General features: G+C 65.3%; 23 protein-coding genes and 1 tRNA gene. All 24 read right to left on the reverse strand.

Annotated features, from left to right (window positions below; genetic code table 11):
- Positions 1 to 131: 131 nt before the first annotated feature.
- The 24 genes from KIH75_RS08355 to KIH75_RS08470 all read right to left on the reverse strand — a co-directional run bounded on the left by KIH75_RS08355 (position 132) and on the right by KIH75_RS08470 (position 17,340).
- Positions 132 to 1,250, reverse strand: coding sequence for a siphovirus ReqiPepy6 Gp37-like family protein (locus tag KIH75_RS08355; RefSeq protein ID WP_219056287.1), 1,119 nt, complete (start codon positions 1,248 to 1,250; stop codon positions 132 to 134).
- Positions 1,241 to 2,068 carry a hypothetical protein gene (locus KIH75_RS08360; RefSeq protein ID WP_219056288.1) on the reverse strand — a complete coding sequence of 276 codons (828 nt, stop codon included), beginning with the start codon at positions 2,066 to 2,068 and terminating at the stop codon, positions 1,241 to 1,243. Before KIH75_RS08360 ends, KIH75_RS08355 begins: the two co-directional genes overlap by 10 nt.
- Complete coding sequence (locus KIH75_RS08365) at positions 2,055 to 5,129, reverse strand: tape measure protein (RefSeq protein WP_169079910.1); 3,075 nt, start codon at positions 5,127 to 5,129, stop codon at positions 2,055 to 2,057. The genes KIH75_RS08360 and KIH75_RS08365 overlap by 14 nt, the downstream gene beginning before the upstream one ends.
- Before the next feature lie 17 nt (positions 5,130 to 5,146).
- Positions 5,147 to 5,512, reverse strand: a complete 366-nt coding sequence (locus KIH75_RS08370; RefSeq protein WP_169080173.1) for a DUF5361 domain-containing protein — start codon at positions 5,510 to 5,512, stop codon at positions 5,147 to 5,149.
- Between the two features lie 11 nt (positions 5,513 to 5,523).
- A complete protein-coding gene (locus tag KIH75_RS08375) occupies positions 5,524 to 5,838 on the reverse strand; it encodes a hypothetical protein (protein WP_169079912.1) in 315 nt (104 codons plus the stop codon).
- A gap of 102 nt (positions 5,839 to 5,940) precedes the next feature.
- The gene (locus KIH75_RS08380; protein ID WP_219056289.1) at positions 5,941 to 6,525 is read right to left on the reverse strand and encodes a phage tail tube protein; all 585 of its coding nucleotides are present in this window, start codon (positions 6,523 to 6,525) and stop codon (positions 5,941 to 5,943) included.
- A gap of 13 nt (positions 6,526 to 6,538) precedes the next feature.
- Positions 6,539 to 6,904 (reverse strand): hypothetical protein, encoded by a 366-nt coding sequence (locus KIH75_RS08385; RefSeq protein WP_169079916.1) that lies wholly within the window; start codon positions 6,902 to 6,904, stop codon positions 6,539 to 6,541.
- Positions 6,904 to 7,167, reverse strand: coding sequence for a hypothetical protein (locus KIH75_RS08390; RefSeq protein ID WP_219056290.1), 264 nt, complete (start codon positions 7,165 to 7,167; stop codon positions 6,904 to 6,906). Before KIH75_RS08390 ends, KIH75_RS08385 begins: the two co-directional genes overlap by 1 nt.
- 3 nt (positions 7,168 to 7,170) lie before the next feature.
- Positions 7,171 to 7,500 (reverse strand): hypothetical protein, encoded by a 330-nt coding sequence (locus KIH75_RS08395; protein WP_236028168.1) that lies wholly within the window; start codon positions 7,498 to 7,500, stop codon positions 7,171 to 7,173.
- A gap of 8 nt (positions 7,501 to 7,508) precedes the next feature.
- Positions 7,509 to 7,898, reverse strand: a complete 390-nt coding sequence (locus KIH75_RS08400; protein ID WP_169079920.1) for a Gp19/Gp15/Gp42 family protein — start codon at positions 7,896 to 7,898, stop codon at positions 7,509 to 7,511.
- Positions 7,895 to 8,131: a hypothetical protein gene (locus tag KIH75_RS08405; RefSeq protein WP_169079922.1), complete on the reverse strand. Its 237-nt coding sequence runs from the start codon at positions 8,129 to 8,131 to the stop codon at positions 7,895 to 7,897. The genes KIH75_RS08400 and KIH75_RS08405 overlap by 4 nt, the downstream gene beginning before the upstream one ends.
- Positions 8,124 to 9,080: a major capsid protein gene (locus KIH75_RS08410; protein WP_169079924.1), complete on the reverse strand. Its 957-nt coding sequence runs from the start codon at positions 9,078 to 9,080 to the stop codon at positions 8,124 to 8,126. The genes KIH75_RS08405 and KIH75_RS08410 overlap by 8 nt, the downstream gene beginning before the upstream one ends.
- 27 nt (positions 9,081 to 9,107) lie before the next feature.
- A complete protein-coding gene (locus tag KIH75_RS08415) occupies positions 9,108 to 9,689 on the reverse strand; it encodes a hypothetical protein (RefSeq protein WP_219056291.1) in 582 nt (193 codons plus the stop codon).
- Positions 9,690 to 9,748: 59 nt separating this feature from the next.
- Positions 9,749 to 9,834 (reverse strand) — tRNA-Tyr (locus KIH75_RS08420).
- A 64-nt stretch (positions 9,835 to 9,898) separates the two neighbouring features.
- Positions 9,899 to 11,242 carry a VG15 protein gene (locus KIH75_RS08425; RefSeq protein WP_219056292.1) on the reverse strand — a complete coding sequence of 448 codons (1,344 nt, stop codon included), beginning with the start codon at positions 11,240 to 11,242 and terminating at the stop codon, positions 9,899 to 9,901.
- Positions 11,175 to 12,647, reverse strand: a complete 1,473-nt coding sequence (locus tag KIH75_RS08430) for a phage portal protein (protein WP_169079930.1) — start codon at positions 12,645 to 12,647, stop codon at positions 11,175 to 11,177. Before KIH75_RS08430 ends, KIH75_RS08425 begins: the two co-directional genes overlap by 68 nt.
- Positions 12,644 to 14,101 carry a phage terminase large subunit gene (locus tag KIH75_RS08435; RefSeq protein ID WP_219056293.1) on the reverse strand — a complete coding sequence of 486 codons (1,458 nt, stop codon included), beginning with the start codon at positions 14,099 to 14,101 and terminating at the stop codon, positions 12,644 to 12,646. Before KIH75_RS08435 ends, KIH75_RS08430 begins: the two co-directional genes overlap by 4 nt.
- Positions 14,061 to 14,471: a hypothetical protein gene (locus tag KIH75_RS08440; protein WP_169079934.1), complete on the reverse strand. Its 411-nt coding sequence runs from the start codon at positions 14,469 to 14,471 to the stop codon at positions 14,061 to 14,063. Before KIH75_RS08440 ends, KIH75_RS08435 begins: the two co-directional genes overlap by 41 nt.
- A 119-nt stretch (positions 14,472 to 14,590) precedes the next feature.
- Entirely contained in the window at positions 14,591 to 14,923 is a 333-nt protein-coding gene (locus KIH75_RS08445; protein ID WP_169079936.1) for a hypothetical protein, read from the reverse strand.
- A 155-nt stretch (positions 14,924 to 15,078) separates the two neighbouring features.
- Positions 15,079 to 15,837 (reverse strand): hypothetical protein, encoded by a 759-nt coding sequence (locus tag KIH75_RS08450; RefSeq protein ID WP_219056294.1) that lies wholly within the window; start codon positions 15,835 to 15,837, stop codon positions 15,079 to 15,081.
- A 319-nt stretch (positions 15,838 to 16,156) separates the two neighbouring features.
- Positions 16,157 to 16,327, reverse strand: coding sequence for a hypothetical protein (locus KIH75_RS08455; RefSeq protein WP_219056295.1), 171 nt, complete (start codon positions 16,325 to 16,327; stop codon positions 16,157 to 16,159).
- Between the two features lie 10 nt (positions 16,328 to 16,337).
- Positions 16,338 to 16,514: a hypothetical protein gene (locus tag KIH75_RS08460; RefSeq protein WP_169079944.1), complete on the reverse strand. Its 177-nt coding sequence runs from the start codon at positions 16,512 to 16,514 to the stop codon at positions 16,338 to 16,340.
- On the reverse strand, positions 16,511 to 16,789 hold the full coding sequence (locus KIH75_RS08465; protein WP_169079946.1) for a hypothetical protein: 279 nt from the start codon (positions 16,787 to 16,789) through the stop codon (positions 16,511 to 16,513). Before KIH75_RS08465 ends, KIH75_RS08460 begins: the two co-directional genes overlap by 4 nt.
- Positions 16,786 to 17,340, reverse strand: a complete 555-nt coding sequence (locus tag KIH75_RS08470; RefSeq protein WP_169079948.1) for an exonuclease domain-containing protein — start codon at positions 17,338 to 17,340, stop codon at positions 16,786 to 16,788. The genes KIH75_RS08465 and KIH75_RS08470 overlap by 4 nt, the downstream gene beginning before the upstream one ends.
- Positions 17,341 to 17,356 lie beyond the last annotated feature (16 nt).

The following is a 17,356-nucleotide window of genomic DNA, read 5'->3' on the forward strand; positions in this document are numbered from 1 at the left end:
ACACCACCGGCCTGCAAGTCACCGCCGAAATCACCAAGAAGATCGTCAAGATCTCGGACGGCCTGCCGACCATCACCTACGAGGCGACCACCGCATCTACGGAATCGACCGGCGAGACCGGCGGCGGTGGATCAAGCTCCGGAGACGGCCACGCCTACTACGCCGGCGAAGGGCTTACACTCACCGGATGGACGTTTAGCGCCGACGTGACCACAAGCGACCTCGAAGCAGTGCGCAAAACCGCCACCGAGGCGAACAAGGCCGCAAGCGACGCCGCCGCCGGTCTCGCCGGTCGATTCCGTAGATGCGGTGGTCGCCTCGTAGGTGATGGTCGGCAGGCCGTCCGAGATCTTGACGATCTTCTTGGTGATTTCGGCGGTGACTTGCAGGCCGGTGGTGTTGTCGCGGCCGGTCACGGTGTCGCCCACGTCGAGGTCGAGCCCGTCCGCAACGGTCACGTCGACGCTGCCGCTGTCGCGCAGCTCCAGGAGCTTCTGCTTGCCTTTGGTCTCGAGTTCGGCGGCGTCGGCGTTGCTGAGCTCGTACACGCTTGTGCGCTCGTCCGCCCCTTTGATGGTCTGCGTGTGACTGAGCGTGCCTTTCTGGTCGGCGTACCAGTGGACGACGACCCTGTCCTTGAGTTCGCCCTTGCCGAGGCAGATCAGGTGGTTGATCGGATGCGAGGCGAGGGTGGCGTCGAAGTCGATGAGGTCGGAGTCAATGCTGTCTCCGGCCGCGGTGATGGGCGGCGCGTCGATCTGGATGCCGTTCTGCGTGGCGGTGAACCGAAGGCGCAGGCCGGAGCCGCGCAGCATCTTCGCAAGTCCGCTCCATGCGTCCGTGTACCGTTCGGCCTGCCAGTTCGCCGTTTTTGCGCTGGTTTCGGTGACGGTGAGGAGGCCTTGCAGTCCGATTCGCGAGATCACGGTGCGCAGGAGCGTTCCGATCGTGCCGCTCATGGTCAGGTAGTCCTTGCCCTTGTCGGGTTCGAGGATCTTCGATGCGAGCAGGCCGTGCCAGTCGCGCCCGTGGTAGGTGAGCTCGCCTTCGCCGCCGGTGACGCTGGTCTTCACGTCGTCGACGATGCCGCCCCAGCCTGTCCCGTCGACCCACCACCGGCATCCGGGCTGCAGCCGTGCCGGGCATCGGAGGTCGAAGTCGTTCTCCCCCGACCCGTATGCCAGGTCAAGCGTCCATGAGGCGTATGAGCCGGTCGGGATGCCGGCCGCGTCGGTGACGATCAGGTCCATGGAGGTTCGCTCCTCTCCTCGATTGCCGTCAGGTCGAATTCGAATCCGCCGGCCCAGCTGATGATGCTTGTGCCGGGTGGCAGCGGTTCGAAGACGTAGGTTCCGGATCCTCGCCCGGCGCCTCGCACAGCCTTGGCGAAGAGGTTGGTGCGTAGGCCGGTGTCCGAGATCATCGTGACGGTTCTGCTATCGGAGGCCGCGTCGATCTCGAGGCGGCTTCCGGCCGGTATGGTCGCGTCGACCTCGTACCGGTTCGTGCCGATGATGATGTACGGGTTGACGCACGGGCCGAAGATCGTGAGCTTCACCGGCTGCGGCATGCCGGTCGCGTTGGTCACGGTGTCGAGGATGCTCATGCCGGCGTAGTCGTGCGGATAGTCGTACGGGTAGTCGAGGTCGCCGCCGGCCTTGTCGTTTCGCGGGTCGTGGTGTTCGGTGGTCCTGCGCCGCCACACGCCGTCTGCAAGCACGATGGTCAGCTGCGTCTCGACCATCGTGGGCGTGATGGTCTGCGGCTCGCTCTTCGCGATCCACGCCCTAGTCTCCCATTCGCCGTCGGCCACGAGCGTGCCGGGGCTGCCGGCGGCCATGTCGGCGTCGGCGAGGCGGGCGAGCAGGTCGAGCGTGGCCGGCGAATCGTGGATCTTGACGGTGACGGTCTCCTCGCGGGTCTTGCGGGTGACGCCCGTCAGGCCGCGCGATGAGAGGCTGTAGTCCCATGCGCGGCCGCGCAGGCCGGTGAGCGTCTCGCCGTACAGCGGGCCCTCGAATCCGATGCTCCCGCCGGTGGCCGTGCTCACGTATTCAAGCGATCGCATTCCTCACCTTCCTTGCGAAGTCACGGTCGCTGATGGTCGGCGCGTACCGTGCGATGATCGGGCCGAGGTCGTCGTGCAGCGATTCGACCGCGGCGATGAGCTCACGGATGTCGCCTTCCGTCGTGCCGCCGGCGACGCCGGTGACGTTCAGGCGTCCGGTCTTCGACCAGTCCGTGCCGTCGAGGCTCATCGAGGAGACGAGCGAGTCCATGCTCCGGTCGACCACTGCAGCGGAATCGTCGATGCCCAGTGCCAGGCCGCGGCCGATCATCACGCCGACCTCGTCGCGCATGAGCCTGGACGGCGAGTTGATGCCGAGCTTGCTCTTGACCGCGTCGATGGCGTTGTTGACGCCGCTGAGCAGGCTGGATGCGACGCTGCCGATCTTGCTCTGGATGCCGTTGACGATGCCGTCGACGATGTTCGCGCCGATGCTGAGCATCCTTCCCGGCAGCGAAGTGAGCCCGTTGACGAGGTTCGACGCGAACTGGGTCGAGGCCTGAACAGCCTTGGAGCCCATCTGGCTGGCGAAGCTGGCGGCCCGCGCGATGGTGGACAGCAGCCATGTCCCGACCCTTGCCGGCAGCTGGGAGAGGAACGTGCCGGTGTTCTGTACGAACTGGCTGCCGGCCTGCAGTCCCCTGGCGGCCATCTGGATCGCCCAGCCGGCGACGGCGGCGAGCGCGCCGGCGACCCATGCCTGGACGCGTCCGGGCAGCTGGGAGAGGAAGTTTCCGAGGTTCGCGAGGAACTGGCTGCCGGCCTGCATGGCCTGCATGGCCGTCTGGATGGCCCATGCGCCGATCGCGGCCAGGGCCGAGGCGAGCCAGGAGGCGATGTTGCCGGGCAGCTGGGTGAGGAAAGAGCCGACGTTCTGCACGAACTGGCTGCCCATCTGGAGGGCCTGCGCGCCGAACGCGGCGGCGTACAGGACGATGGTGGTGACGGTGTAGCCGAGCCAGTAGGCGATCGTCTCGGGCAGGTTCATGATCGCGTTGGCGAGATTCGTGATGAACTGCTGGCCGGCCTGCAACGCGGACTGGCCAAGGCTCACAGCCCATGCGGCGACGGCCGACGCGGCCCCGGCGAGCCACGAGGCTATGCTGCCGGGCAGCTGCTGGAACCATTGCCCGACGCTTTGGATGGCCGACGGGAGCGTGGACGTGAAGAACGAGGCGATGGTCTGGCCGATGGAGACGACCGTGCTTACGGCCGACTGCCATGCTGACGAGAGGAACGACGTGAACGACGCCCAGAGCTGCTGTCCGGTCTTGGTCTGCGTGAAGAACCAGACGAGTCCGGCCACGACGGCGGCGATGCCCGCGGCGACGAGTCCCCACGGGCCGAGTCCGAGGGCCGCGCTCAGCCCCTTGATGCCGCCGCCGGCCTTGACTGCGGAGGCTTGCAGGCCGGCGAGTCTGCCTGCGAGTCCTCCGATGGCGGAGGTGATTCCTCCGGCGTCGGTTCCGAGCGCGCTGATGGATTCGCTGATCGCGGCGAACGCGCCCTTTCCTCCTTTCATCGCCTCGGAGGCAAGGCTCGCCGCGGCTCCAAGGTCCTTGAGATGTGCGACTGCGGCGGTCACGGCCTGCGCGGTCTTGAACGCGGCGAACGCCCCTCCTATCGCGGAGAGCGCCGTCGCGACCGCGCCGGAGTGCTGCCCGCACCAGTTGGCGAGGTCGTCGAGGAGATTGATGACGGGTCTGATCGCGTCGATCGCCGTTCTGAAGGCGTTGCCGATGGCCTGTCCGAAGGTGGTGGCGCTTCCCGCCGCACCGGCCAGCCCGGTCATCCTGCCGATGACGTCGCCTATGGCGGACCATAGGTCTCGGATGAGGTCGGCGACCGAACCGATGAGGTCGGTGAACGAGGCGATGGCGGCTGTCTGGGTGAATCCCCTGGCAAGTTCTGCGATGCCGGAGGCGCAACGGCCGGCGATGCCGAGAAGGTCGCCGATCCTGTCGATGATGTCGGCCGTTACCGATGCGACGGTCCACTGCAGCCCCTCGATGTCCTTTCCGGGCAGCAGGCCTGACCAGTCGATGTTCCGGAACGTCGCCACCAGACCGGCCCATCTGGTCTTGAGCCCGTTGATGGCGTCGGTCTGTCCGATCTTGTTCCACAGGTCTGCGATGGAGTTCTTGGCGGCGGTCGTGGCGTCGGCGGCGATGTCGCCGATCCTGCCGAACTGGCTTGAGAACGAGTTGATTGCCCCTGCTATCTGTTCGGTGCCTATGGCTTCGATGACCTTCTGCACGGCTTTGGCGACGCGGTTCTTGACGTTCTCCATGGCGGTTCCGATGCCTTGGGTCGCGTCCTTGGCCTGTTGGGCGAACGAGGCGTATTGCCCGAATCCGTCGCTGTTGAGTTTGACGACGGCCTTGTTGAACTGGTCGAACGAGACGGTGCCGTCCTTCATCGCGTCGTACAGGTCGTTGCCGTTCTTGCCGGCACCGAGCAGCGCCTGCGCCAGCTGGTTGAGCTGTCCGGGCATGGCCGCCTGGATGGACCGCCATGCCTGCATGTCGACCTTGCCGGCGGAGAGCATCTGCGTGTACTGTTCGAGCGCGTTCTCCTGTTCCATGGTCGATGCCCCGCCCGCAAGCATGGCGTTGTTGAAGGCGAGGCTGATGTTCGTGGCCTCGTCGAGGCTGCTGGTCAGCGGCGCGAGCTGCTGGACCATGCCCGTCATCGCGGATGACGTGGTCGGCAGGCCGTCGAGGGATTGGCTGATCTTCTTGATGCTGGCCGCGGCGTCCTCGGAGCTGTAGCCCAGGTTCCGCATGACCTTCGGGAAGTTGTTCATCTGGTCGGCGCGGCTGATGGCGCTGCTCAGGCTGGAGCCGATGACGTTGCCGACCTTGCTGGTGATGGTGCTGACGGCTCCCATGATCGCGCCGGTCTTCGCGGCCAGTCCGCCGCGCATCGTTTCGCCGGCCGTGTTCCCCGCTTGGGAGCCGGCCTTGCCGGCCGCGCCGGCGAAGGCGTCTACGATGGCCGTGCCGACGCCCTTCATCGATGGGACGATCTGCACGTATGCGGTTGCTATTTCGATCGCCATTATTCCGGCTCCTTCCGTCATCCCCTCGGCCGCGAGAGGATCTTCCCCAGCTCGTCCACGTCCACGGCGACGACGTCGGGCGTCGCGGCATGCTCGCCCGGTCGCGGGATTCGACCATGCCATTTGGCGTTGGCATGTTGGGCTTCCTTGGTCTGGCTCCATGCGAGGAAGCCGGTGTTGTCGGCGATTGTGGCGAGCAGGTATTCGCGGTCGGTCCATTCGGCGCGCGGGTCGATCGCCTGCCAGATGCGCGCCTCCTGCGGGAGGTTCGCGGCGAGGTCGGCCATTCGCCTGCATCTGATGGAAAGGCCGAGCTCGTCGAGGTCGAGCCCGTAGTAACGCTGCAGGTCGGCCCGGAGCTTGTCGGGCGCCCTGTCGAGCATCGCCACGAGCATCAGGAGTTTGGGGCCAGTTCCTTCATGAGCTCGTTGATGAATTCGCTGACCGCCTCGAGCGGCACGCGGCCGGTTTCCGGGTCGCGCAGCGTCTCCTTGACGTCCTGGTATCTGCTCCCGGTGATGCGCTTTATCAGCGGTACGATCGCGAGACTCCCCTGCGGGGTGCCGTCGTTGACCGCGGCGACCAGTTCGACGATTTCGAGGTCGTCGAAGAGTTTCGGGTCGATGTCGAGCTGTATGCCGCGCACCTCCACATGCTTCGGCTTGTCTTTCGGCTGCAGATGGTCCTGCGGCGTCTTCTTTTCGCTCATTTCCGGTGCTTCCTATCTTGTTTCTCAAGGCCTCGTGGCATGCGAGCGCCCCGTCCGCGCGGACCTTGTATCGCGTGGGCGGGGCGTGTGGCGGGGTGTCGGTCAGTCGGACTTCTGCGGGGAGGTGATGGGTGCGATGTATTCGACGCTGGTTCCCCCGTCGATCTTGTCGGATGGGTTCGCGGCGAGTGTCACGTCGTAGGCCACGGCATCGCCGATGTGGTACTGGGTGTCGCCGAAGTCGTTCGGGGTCGCGTCGGGTACGACGATGCGGCGTGCCTTGTTGCCGGTGCACAATAGTTCGAATACGAACACTGCGGATTCGCCGGACGGCATTTTGTGGGTGATGGTCATCGTGTTGTCTGTGGTCTTGACCGCGTCGGATCCGTATCGGATGGTGGCGCTGGTCTCGTTCAGTTCGAGCATGACGAACTGGTAGGTTTCGGCGTAGCTGGTGATGACGGATAGTACGGTCACGCCGCCCGCGTCCTTGACTTCGGTCTTGTCGACGTCGGCGGACTGGGTAACGCCGTCCTCGCCGACGTATCCGACGCATTTGAAGGTTTGCGGCAGGTCGGTGGTCGCGTCCTTCGGGATGTCGGTGCCGGCGGGTGCCCTGTAGATGAAGCCGCTGGCCTTCGGCTTGCCGAGGCTGACGTTCTCCTTGTTGTTGCTGTTTGTGGCCATGGTGGTTTTCCTTTCACGCCTCCATGGAGGCGACTGTGATTTGTGTGAGGATCTGGTAGCGTTCCGTGAACGGCGGTCCGGGGTCGGGCAGGTGGGTGACGGATTCGATGGAGATGTCGGCGACGCGGTCGATGTCGGTCAGGCGCATGAGCCGCCGTTTGACGGTTTCGGCGAGCCGGGCGGCCTTGTATCGGCCTTCCGAGTCCCATGCCTGGATGGCGACGATGGGCGTGGACCGGTAGGGGCCCTCCATGCCTCCGGTGCGTTCCACGGTGATGAACCGGGCTGGCCTGTCCGGTGGGACGCTGAGGGAGGCGTGTATGCCGTCGAGTTCCGGTGCGGTGTTGAGCCATTGGACGATGGCGGTCTCGATGTCCATCAGCCGACCGCCTTGGCGAGCGTGTTGTGTCTGGCGTTGTCGACCATGGCCTTGACGGAGGCTGCGGTTCCATGCCCGGTTGTGGCCAGCGCGACGCATCCCTCCGGCGTCGAGAGCGCCGGGAGGGCCTGGTAGGAGGCCCCCTTGGTGGAGACCATGCCGTTGGCGCGCGTTGCGATTGATTCGGCCTGTGCGGTGACTGCCGGTGCGGCCGCGCGTCGCACCTGCCGGAAGCCTTCGAGGTTGAGCTTGACCTTCGTCATCGTCTATCCCCTTTCGTCGTGGAGCTGGACGGTCAGGTTCCATCTGGTCGGCGCGAGCCCGCCGTCGTATGGCAGCGGGTCGCCGATGACCGTGTATTCGACGCCGTCCGGCAGCCGGATACGGCTGCCGCGCAGGCTGTGGTAGGGCCATGAGCGCGGCATGTGGATGGTGCGGTCGACCGATATGCCTTCCGGGCTGGTGGACGCGGTGCCGTTGGCCTGCGTGCCATCCTGGATGAGCACTCCGTCGACCCGCTCCTCGGTCTCCGTCCAGATGGGGTCTCCGCCGGGGTCGAGGCCGGATTGCGTGCGGCCGATGATCGTGACGGTCATGCCCCGTATCATCCGGCGCCTCCCGTCATGGAGACGGTGAACATATGGCCCGCACCTGCCGAGTCGAGGTCGGAACGCTCGGCCGAGGTGAGGTACAGGTCGCCAGTCGGATTGGCGTAGCTGTAGCTTTCGGAGTAGGATCCGGCGGTCTCGGTGTGCTGGCTGACGCCGGCCGTGTCGTCGGAGGCCAGCATTGCGCGTTTGACCATGGCGCAGCAGATGTCCTTGCAGATGCCCGGCTCGGCCTCCTCCGCCTGCCGCCATGACGGGCATTGCAGGCGGATCTTGCGGCTTGCGGCGTCGAGGAGGCGTTCCGCCTTGGTTCTGTCAGTTTCGTCGAGGACCCGCCAGACCTCCTCGAGATCGGGGATGGCGGCGAAGGCGCACGCCATGGTCATGCCTCCGTGACGCGCTGCTCGCCGGTGTCGATGTCGCGGGTGACGGTCACGCGCGTGCCGTCCGGGCGGATCGCGTCGAACCGTTCTGAGCGGTGGCCCGCGGGCGGGAACGGCGCGGGCTCCTCCGGCTGCGGATCCGGGGCCTGCGCGGGCTCCTCCGGCTGCGTTGGGGTGTCGTCGCCGATCTCCTCGTCCGGTTCCTGCGGGGTGACGTCGAGCTTCCTGTCAGCCATTGATGACTCCCTTCAGTCGCGCCGCGGCCTTTCCGGAGAACACGCCGAGGCCGCAGTAGAACTCGATTCGGGTCCTGTAGGCGGGCTTTTCCTGCAGCTGGCCGAGGTCCTCGACCTGCACGCCTCCGTTGGTCAGGCCGGTGACGCCCTGGTCTCCCTCGCTCGCGCCGAACTTGACGGCGTAGATGCTGGTGGTGGTGGAGTTGGTGCCCTGCGTCTCGTCATTGTCGAGGATCTCCTTGCCGGCGGCGGTCTGACCGGCCTCGAGCAGGGGGATGCCGTTCCACTGCATGACGCGCTTGCCGACGATGTCCTGCTGGAGGGTGGTGTCGTAGGAGATGTGGCGCATGGCGCTGGCGATCTTGCGGATGATGGCCGCGGAGGCGTAGATGGCGCCGTTGGTGGAGTTGATGCCCGGGACGGCGGCGAGCAGTTCGTCGAGCTTGTCGAGGAACTTGTGGATGTCGGCGTTGGATTCGCCCAGGATCGGCAGGCCGTTCTCCGCGGCGTCGATGACCTGCTTGCCGGCGAGGCGCTTCTTGAGGCCGTCGAAGCTCTTGGTGTCGACGCTGGAGTCGCCGTTGAAGAAGGTTTCCTGGTACTTGTAGCTGATCGCCTTGACCTTGAGCGTGGTCTGTTCGGCGCGCTGGTCGTTGACGTTGCTGCGGGTCTGCTGGATGAACCTGTCGACGTCCGCGTCGCCGCCGAGGATGACGAGCTTCTCGCTCTTCTGGTTGAAGGTGCCGGTGGACTCGGTGTAGGACTCGTTGACGCCTCGGAACGCGACGCCGGGCAGGGTCGCCTCCTCGTTGTAGGCGTAGGCGTTGCCGTCGATGTTCATGAGCGGGATGCGGTCGAGGATCGGGCTGACCTGCACGAAGGTCTCGAGGACGCCCTTGGCGAGGGTGTCGGTGGAGAGCTTCGCGGCCTCGGTGAGGTTGAGTGCCATGGTTGTGGTTTCCTTTCTGGTTGTCGGTTATTTGGCCGCGTAGGCCTGCGAGAGGAGCTGCAGCGGCGTCATGCCGCCGGTGGTCCCGGTGGCCGGTTTGCCGTCCGGCGGGGTGGGCAGTCCGAGGTTTGGCTTGAGGCTGTCCTTGAGCGCCTTCGCGTTCGCCTTGAGTTCGTCGCCGTCGCCTTTGAGCCTGGAGATGACGTCTCGGCCGAGGCCGGTGTCCTTGGCTATCTGGTCGATGAGGGCCTCGCGTTCGGCGGTTGCCTTGAGCGCGGCGATCTCCTTCGTCAGCGATTCGATCCTCTTGCCGGCGGCTTCGAGCTTCGAGGCGTTGTCGCTTTCGTTGGCGTCGTATTTGGCTGCCTTGGCCTTGTATTCGTCGTATCCGGCGTATTTGGCTTCGAGCTTCGCCTTTTCCTCTTCGACGCGGGCGGCGAGCGCGTGGCTGAATTCCTTGGCGTTGTCGGCCGTGGTGTTCTTCGCGTTGTCGCCTTCGCCGTCGGTGTTCTGGCCTGCTGGCGGTTCGCCTTCGCCTCCTTGCGGGTCTCCGCCTTCGATGAGGCGGAGGTGGCGCATGAGGTTGCGGCGGTGGGTGGCGTAGTGCATTGGTGCTCCTTTGGTTTTTGCGCACGGTTAGCGACGCGGCGTGCGGGGTCCGCGGTGAGTGGCTGGCGCAGGATTCGGACCTGCGTGGCGCGCGTGGCGCGGCCGATTTACAGTCGGCTCCGTTCGGCCTCTTCGGTAGCCAGCCTTGGCTGTGTTATGATTGATGTTGGTAAAGGTCTCATTGACACCATTTGGTGACATTGAGGCCTTTATCGTGCTCTGGTGAGTTTTCCGTCGTGGCGGATGATGTAGACTTTTCCGTCGCGGAAGGCCAGGCATCTTTTGATGCAGGCGATGAGCTCTTCATCTGACATTCCGTCGTTTTCGCTGTTGTCCATGACGACCGTTTTGGCGTCCGGCTTCTTCGATGCCGACTTCAGATGCGAGTTGATGGTGTTTGCGGATGATGTGTTTTTCAGCGTCTTGATCTCGATGCCGTTTTCGAGGTCCGCATATCCTACGTCGTGTGTTCCTTTGCCGTTTTCGTTGGGGACCTTTTTGACGTCGATCTTGAAGGTTGCCTTTACTCCGTTGTCGGCGAGGCGCTGCGCCGTTCGTATTTCATGCGGGCGGATGTCTGATATTTCCTTCTGGAGTTCCGGAGGGTTATATCCGACTGGTGGTGGTGTGCCGGTGTTGAGCCATGTGCGGTCGCGCCATCGCATCTCGGCGAGTTCGAGGTCTCGTTTCCATTTCTTGTATTCGGGGGCTTTGGCCTTCTCTTCGTTGGAGAGCGTCGACAGGTATTCCTTGTACTTGTCCTGCGTGGTGAGGGCGGATATGGTGTCGGCGCATGCCTTGTATTGCCTGTAGAGCGCTTCCGGGTCGTAGCCGGCGATGTGTCGTTCGCCCCATGACGGGACGATGTCGCAGTCGCATCGGCCGTTGTGGAAGCTGCCGCCGAGGCTGGCGGTCTCGCGTGTCAGGTAGACGAAGCCGCGGGATGCGAGCATGACGCAGAATTCGCAGGTCTTCCCTTTGGGCACGCGGGCCCATCGTGGTTTCGATGGGTCGGATCCGATTCGGTCGAGCATGCCGATGCGGCTGCTTGTGGAGACGACGCGCTGCAGGTACGTCTTCCACTGGTCGAGGTCGGCGTGTTTCGGCCAGAGATCTTCGATGCGCAGGCCGTATTTGTTGTGGACTTGGCCATCGGCGTCTGGGATGACGTCTTCGTATCTGAGTCCTGGATAGTCGGTGTTGTTGGATCCACCGGCGATTTTCCAGACCGCGCGGTTGGCGTCCGGGAGCGGCTGGCGGTCGAAGTCCGGCAGGTCGGTGCCGAGATACTTCGACCATTCGCTTCGGATCTGCTCGAAGTAGTCGGCGGCGGCCTGCGCTGCCTTGTCGTTGTAGCTTTCGACTTCTTCGCAGGCGGCTTCCCATCGGCTTTCGTCGTTCGGGAACCAGTGGTCATCTCCCCATATCGAATCCAGGCTCCATCCCGATTCGAGCTTGAGTCGTTCGAGACGCCGGAGATAGGCGTCATGCAGTTGGTCGAGCCGTTTGTCCAGTTCTTTCTGCGTATCCGGCAGCTGGCTGTCCGTTTGCATTGTCGGCTCCTTGCTGCTGGTTGGCTATGGTCTGGTCGATGCGGTCGAGCGCCTGCTGGGCGCGTTTGGCGCGTTGTTCGCGCCTGAGCGTCTGTCGTTGCCGGTCGCTCAGGTCGAGCATGTCGTAGGTGACGTCGCTGTCGGCGGGGAGGATGTTGGCCCCGACGAGTTTCACGGCGGCATCGGCCGCAGCGGCCCGGCTTGGCGTGGCGGGGTTGCGCCATTGGCTGGACACAGCCGTGGCCTGACCGTCTCCGGCGATGCGGGCGGCGGTGGCGATGATGCGTTCCCATGCTGGACCGAAGCGGCGTTGGCAGCTTTCCGCGTTGAGGCAGAGTTCCTTGACCGCCTTGTCGATCGCCTCGGCCGAGCTCGGGTTATCGGTGAGCACGCCCATCGAGTCGGGCGGCAGGCTGGTTGCGGCGGCGAACATCGAGGCGGTCTGGCGCAGCTGCGCGGCGTGCGGCTCGAAGCTCGCCTGGGTGAACGTGCCGACCTGCGGCAGGTTGCCCTGCTTGTCGCGCGGCAGGGCGAGGACCTGGTCGAGCATGATCTGCCATCGTGGTTTGAGGTTGCCGTCCTTGCCGCGGAACATGTCCTCGGTGACGCCGAGGAAGTATCGGGGCGGGACGCTGTAGAGTTCGGCCTGCACCTCGGAGCGCAGGAAGGTGCGCACGGCGCTGTCGGTCAGGCTCATGACGGTACGGCTGATGCGCGATCGGCCGAACGGCCGTTTGCTGTCCGGCCGGTATGCGAGCAGTTCGACGGGCAGTCGGCCCTGCCATTCGGCGCGCGCGTACACGCTCCACTGCCAGTCCTGCCTAGCGCATCCGACGAGTTTGCCGGGGAGCATGAGGTAGCATGCGCGGATCTGCCGGCCATAGGTCTCATCCTCGTCGACGTCGTAGAGCAGGGCTTCGGTGAGACCGTGGATGCGGCTGTCCCATGTGCCCGTGGCCACGTCGGCTGGGAACTCCTGGATGATCGCCGCCGGCTCTCCCCTGTCGGGCATGCCCTGGAGCGCGGCGACGAAGCTGCATGAGTGGACGAGTGCGTCGGTGTGCGCGTTTTCCGCGGTCTGCGCGAGGTCGTTGGCGTCGAGCAGGTCGCTGACCTGTTTGCTCAGGTCGCTGCCGTCCTGGGTAGTGATGCCGTCGAGCACGACGCGGTTGGCGAGCCCCTCGACGGCCTTTTCCGGCCATCCGACGACGATTTCGACGTCTTTGGCGATGGGAGGCAGGCTGTAGCCGAGGTCGTGCAGCTCGTTGCGGCCGTTGTAGTAGACGGTGCGGATGCGGTTGCGGGTGCGATGGCGGATGATTTTGGCGGTGAGGCGGCGGAAGGCGTCCTCTTCGTCGGGGGTCAGCCCGGCGATGGTGGCAGGCATCGGTTCGAGGAGTGTCATGGCAGTTCGATCATCCTTTGTTCTGGTTCGTCGCCCGGCCTGCGGGTGCTGGTGACCGCGCCGTGCAGGGCGAGCGTCGCGGCGACGAGCGGGCTGATGTCGACGTCGGATCCGAGTTTGTTCCATCCGAACGCGCCCTCGACGCCGATCTTGCGGACGGTCGCGCCGGCGACGGCCTGTTCGAGCGGGCGCACGTCCGGCTTGTGGCGCAGTTCGTGGTATTGGAGCATGTCGAGGAGGCGGCCGCACGCCTTGCCCATGTCGCTCGCGCTGGTGACGGTGACGTCGACGCCGGCGGCCTTGAGCGGCGGGATGAGCACGGTGGCGGGCGATTGCGCGTCGATGACGACGGCCGCGAGGCGGGGCCATCGGCGGACGAGGAAGTCGACGGGCCATTTGGTGCCGTGTTTTCTGACGCCTTTGAGCGCGGCGATGTCGATGTATGCGGTGCCGTCCTCGTATGCCTGGCATGCGCCGATGGTGATCCATCCGCGGTGCGGCGGCATGTCGATGGCCATGGCGGTCCAGCCGCCGGGCGCGCGTTCCGGCGTGGCGGCCTGAGCCCAGAGTTCGGGGTCGATGGCCGTGTGCTCGGTGTCCTGGTCCCAGATGCCGAGCGCTTCGCGGCGGAAGCTGTCCTCGCCGAGGTTCTTGAGCATGCGGAGCATGGCCGTGGCCGTGGTGCGGTGCGGGTAGCTCGGGTTGGCCTGGGCCCACGCGTCGGGGTCGGCGGTGTCGCAGTCGCGGTCGGCCCCGAACTCGATCCATGTGCTGTCGGGGTCGTGCGCGAGGCCGGCCGCCCGGCGGTCGGTGAACACTTCTCCAGGGTCCACCGGACGGGGCGGGGTGCCCATGTGGATGATGAGCGGGTTCTTCGCGGCGTTGGCGGTCGGGATCATGTCCTCGAGGGCTTTCTCGGTGAGGATCTGCGCCTCGTCGAAGATGATGACGTCGACTGCGGCGAAGCCTCGGCCGAAGCCTTGTTCGCGCGCGCCGAAGAGGATGCGGCTGCCGTTGGCGAAGGCTATCTCCTCCTGGCCGTTGGTCTGCCGGATGGCCTTGCAGTGGCGTGACAGTCCCGGGCGTTTGACGAGGGCCTGCATCGATTTGAAGGTCTCGGCCGAGGTGCGTGTGCGGTGAGCCGTCCAGATGACCTTGAGGTTCGGCGTGGTCAGGCACAGGATGACGATGATGGTGCCGACGGTGAAGGTCTTTCCGGTCTGCCGGCAGATGCTCATGCCGATGCCGCCGACCGAGCTGGCGTAGGTGCCGTCGGCGCGTTTGGCGAGCATGAGCGTTCCGATGCCCTCCTGCCATCGGTCGAAGTGGATGCCGATCCGATCGGCGACGCGGCGGACGCGGCCGAAGCCGGTGGTGGCGATGCCGTCGGGGATGTTCAGGACGCGGGCGGCGTCAGATAGCTTCGGCGTCGAATGGGTCGTCTCCGCTGCCATCTGCCATCTCCTCGGGGTCGTCGAGTATCGGGTCCGGTTCCCTCTCGCGGTCCATTTCGAGCAGTTCCTTGCCGACGGCGAGCAGCTGCTTGCTCAGTCCGGCGACGGCCGTGGCCGGACAGTGTGAGTCCTTGAGGTTGCGCATGAGCGCGGCGCGGCTGACTTCGAGCATGTCGCGGTATGTGGCCGGCGCGTCGGTCGGTTGCGGCGACGGCTCGTCGTGCAGCGACGGTATGAGCGACGTTTCCGTTTGCGGCGATCGCCGGTGCTTGCTGGCGAGTTTGCGGCAGTTGTCGGAGCAGTATTTCCGCTTGGCGCTGGCGTTTTTCGGGATTGCATGGCCGCATTGGGCGCAGGTTCGGATCGGCATGGCGTCTCCTTGTCCGCCGACACCATCGGCGGTGACGATTTATTTTTCACGGGGAGAGGGATAGGCGCTGCACCCGAGGTCGCCGCCGAGCCGCCGATGGGGGTATCCTCCCCTGGGGTTCACCAGTCGACGGCCTCGAAATCGCTCGGCTTCATCGCGACCGATGGCTTGCCGCCGGAGAGCCGCCGCTTCACTTCGGCTCTTGCCCATGCGAGCGTGTGCGTTCCCTTGACGGCGTTGCACCAGCGGTGGGCCGGGCCGCTGTTCGCCTTGCAGACGCGGCCGCCGTTGGCGATGGCCACGGTCTCGTCCACCACGAAGCTCCATGGGTGTGGCGGGCGGAGCGTGTAGTCGATGGGCCTGCCGCAGATGTAGCAGTCGGACTTGCGTGACCGGTAGTACGCCTGGACCTCGCGCCGACGATACCCGTTGCGATAACGCGGGTTGCTCATGTCATGATCTCCAATAAGCCAGAACAGTGCGCCCCTCCCCCATTGGAAGACGCCTCCCCCTGATACGCGGAGAGCCACGAACCGTGCGGCCCGTGGCTCCCTGCGGATATGAAAAAATCCAACTTAGTTAGTTATACGTCGACAGTGCGGGTTTGTCAACTCGCGCTGAAGCTCTCCCTGTCGACGGCCTTCCAGATGTCCCACAGCAGGTACGTCGGCTTGCCTCCCTCATCGCCGACCGGCCTGATGATCCCGCGGCTCTTCCACTTGCTGATCGTGCCGCGCCTCACCCGCACCCCGCACCTGCCGAGCAGGGCGGCGAGCTCGGCTGCGGTGCCGGTGGCTCCGCAGGCGGCGAGCCTGAGCACGCGCGCCTCGGCCACGTCCCTCACCCGCTGCTCGCGCCCGCAGGATTCGCACACGATCCACCCGCCGTCGATGTCCGCCTGCTCGGCCCACAGGTCGCCGTCGCATCCGAGGCACCGGCCGATCATGGTGCGGTCCGGCTCGGGTTCCAGGAACCGCCCCATGCGCCGCGCGGCCTTGTCCACGAGCGCGACGATGGCCGCGGCGTCCGGGCGTTCGAACAAACGTTCGATGTTACACGGCTGTCCCAGCGCCCAGGACAGCCACACGGTGTCGCGCTCCCCGGTCGGCAGGCCGACGGCCCTCGCCAGCCGGAGCACCAAGGCGTCGATGTCCTGCGACAGCTGCCACGCGCCGAGGTTGATCGGCAGCGGCGCGACCGTCCGCACGCCGTGGCCGGAGGATCCGGCGGTGATGCGGCACTGCTTGCGCGCGATGGCCAGCAGCGCCTCGTCCCCGTCGTGGATGGCGGCGAGCGCCTGCTTGAGTTTGGCTTGTTGGCGGCTGTGGTGGCTGTGGTGTGGTGTCCTGTTGTTGTGTTCGAACATTTGTTCGCCCTTCCGTTCCTCGCTATGATGGGTTTTGGGTGTGCCTCTGCTCGGTGTCGGGTGGGGCTTTTTTATGCCTGGTGGGTGATGATGGCTTGGATTTCGTCGATGGTGTAGCCGGCGTGGTGCCAGTTGAGGATGAGGTCTTTCATGGTTTGTTTCATCGTGTTTCCTTTTGTGTGGTGTGACGGCCCGCGATGCGGGTGAGGTGTCTGATGCAGGCTTGTCGGGTGGGTCTGTGGGTGACGGCGATCTTCCATGTGGTGGGGCCGTCGGGGTTGAGGAGTTCGCCTGTCCATCCGAGTGTGTTGCGGGTGGTTCATATGGCGAGGGTTCGGTGGTTGATGGTGATGAATGTGGTGTTCGTCGTTTTGGTTTCCTTTGGTTTGGCGTGCTGTTCGATGAGGTCGAGGATCCAGATGGCCGTGATGAGTGCGAGCGCTGTGGCGAATGCGAGGGTTTGCCGGATGGTGTCGAGCATGTTTTTCATCTGGCTCCTTTCAGTCGGCGGTGTTGATGAGTCGGATGATGCGTCGGCCCTGGCCGATGATCTGTTCGGCGACGTGGATGACGGTTTCGGCGTCTCCTGTGCGGGCGGCGGTGATGCCGGTGGTGGCGCAGTCGGTGCAGATGCGGCTGAATGCCTGGATGGCGTCGTGTTTCTCCTGTTCGGTCATCGTGCGGGCTCCTTGTCGGTTCCGCTGGCGTGCGCCCAGTCGCATGTGATGCCTTTCTGGACGCCGATGGTGATGCAGGTGACGTGGCGGGTGTCTTCGAGGGTGAGGTCGCATTGGGTGATTATGGGGTCGCTGTTGCCGGTGTTGAGCCTGTGGCATGCGGTCTGGGCGGGTGCGGCGGTGCCGGTCGTGCCGGTGGCGGCGCAGCCGGCGAGCGCGATGCTTGTGGCGAGGATCGTGGCGGCGAGCGCGGCGCGTGTGGTGGTGTTTCTCATTGGTCTTCCTCCTGGTGGTAGTGGCGGTATTCCCGGATGTCGCGTTGGATGCAGTCGAGGGCGCGGTGGCTGGTGGCGTGGTGGTCGGCCCATGGGTCGGGCCGGTGGTGGAATCTGCGCCACCAGCGGAGTGTGCTGAGGTCGAGGGCGCGGTAGTCGAGCAGGCCGTCGATTTGGTATCCGGCCTTGCGGGTGAAGGCGAGGTCGAATGCGGGGTTGGTGCCTGCGGGGATGAGGTGGAACCGGTCGGCTAGGTTTTCGATGGTCTCCTCGATGGCGTTGCGTGCGGCCTGCGGGCTGTGGGTCTGCGGGTCGGCGTCGAGGATGGCGTGGAGGAGCCCGTTGTCGGTGTGCATGGTGAAGACGGTGTGGTCCATGGCGGTGAGGTCGAGCCGTTCGGGGCGGATGATCCTGTGGCAGGCGGCGATGTCGGTCCCGGCGTCCGTGCTGGTGCATCGGATGGCGATCTCGAGGAGCTGGTCGTGTTCGGGGTCGATGCCGGTGGTCTCGACGTCGATCCAGAGGAGCGCGTCGGGTTTGAGTTCGTTCATGGTTTTCCTTTCGTGT

It is taken from the genome of Bifidobacterium pongonis (assembly GCF_019331805.1).
Classification (GTDB): Bacteria; Actinomycetota; Actinomycetes; order Actinomycetales; family Bifidobacteriaceae; genus Bifidobacterium; species Bifidobacterium pongonis.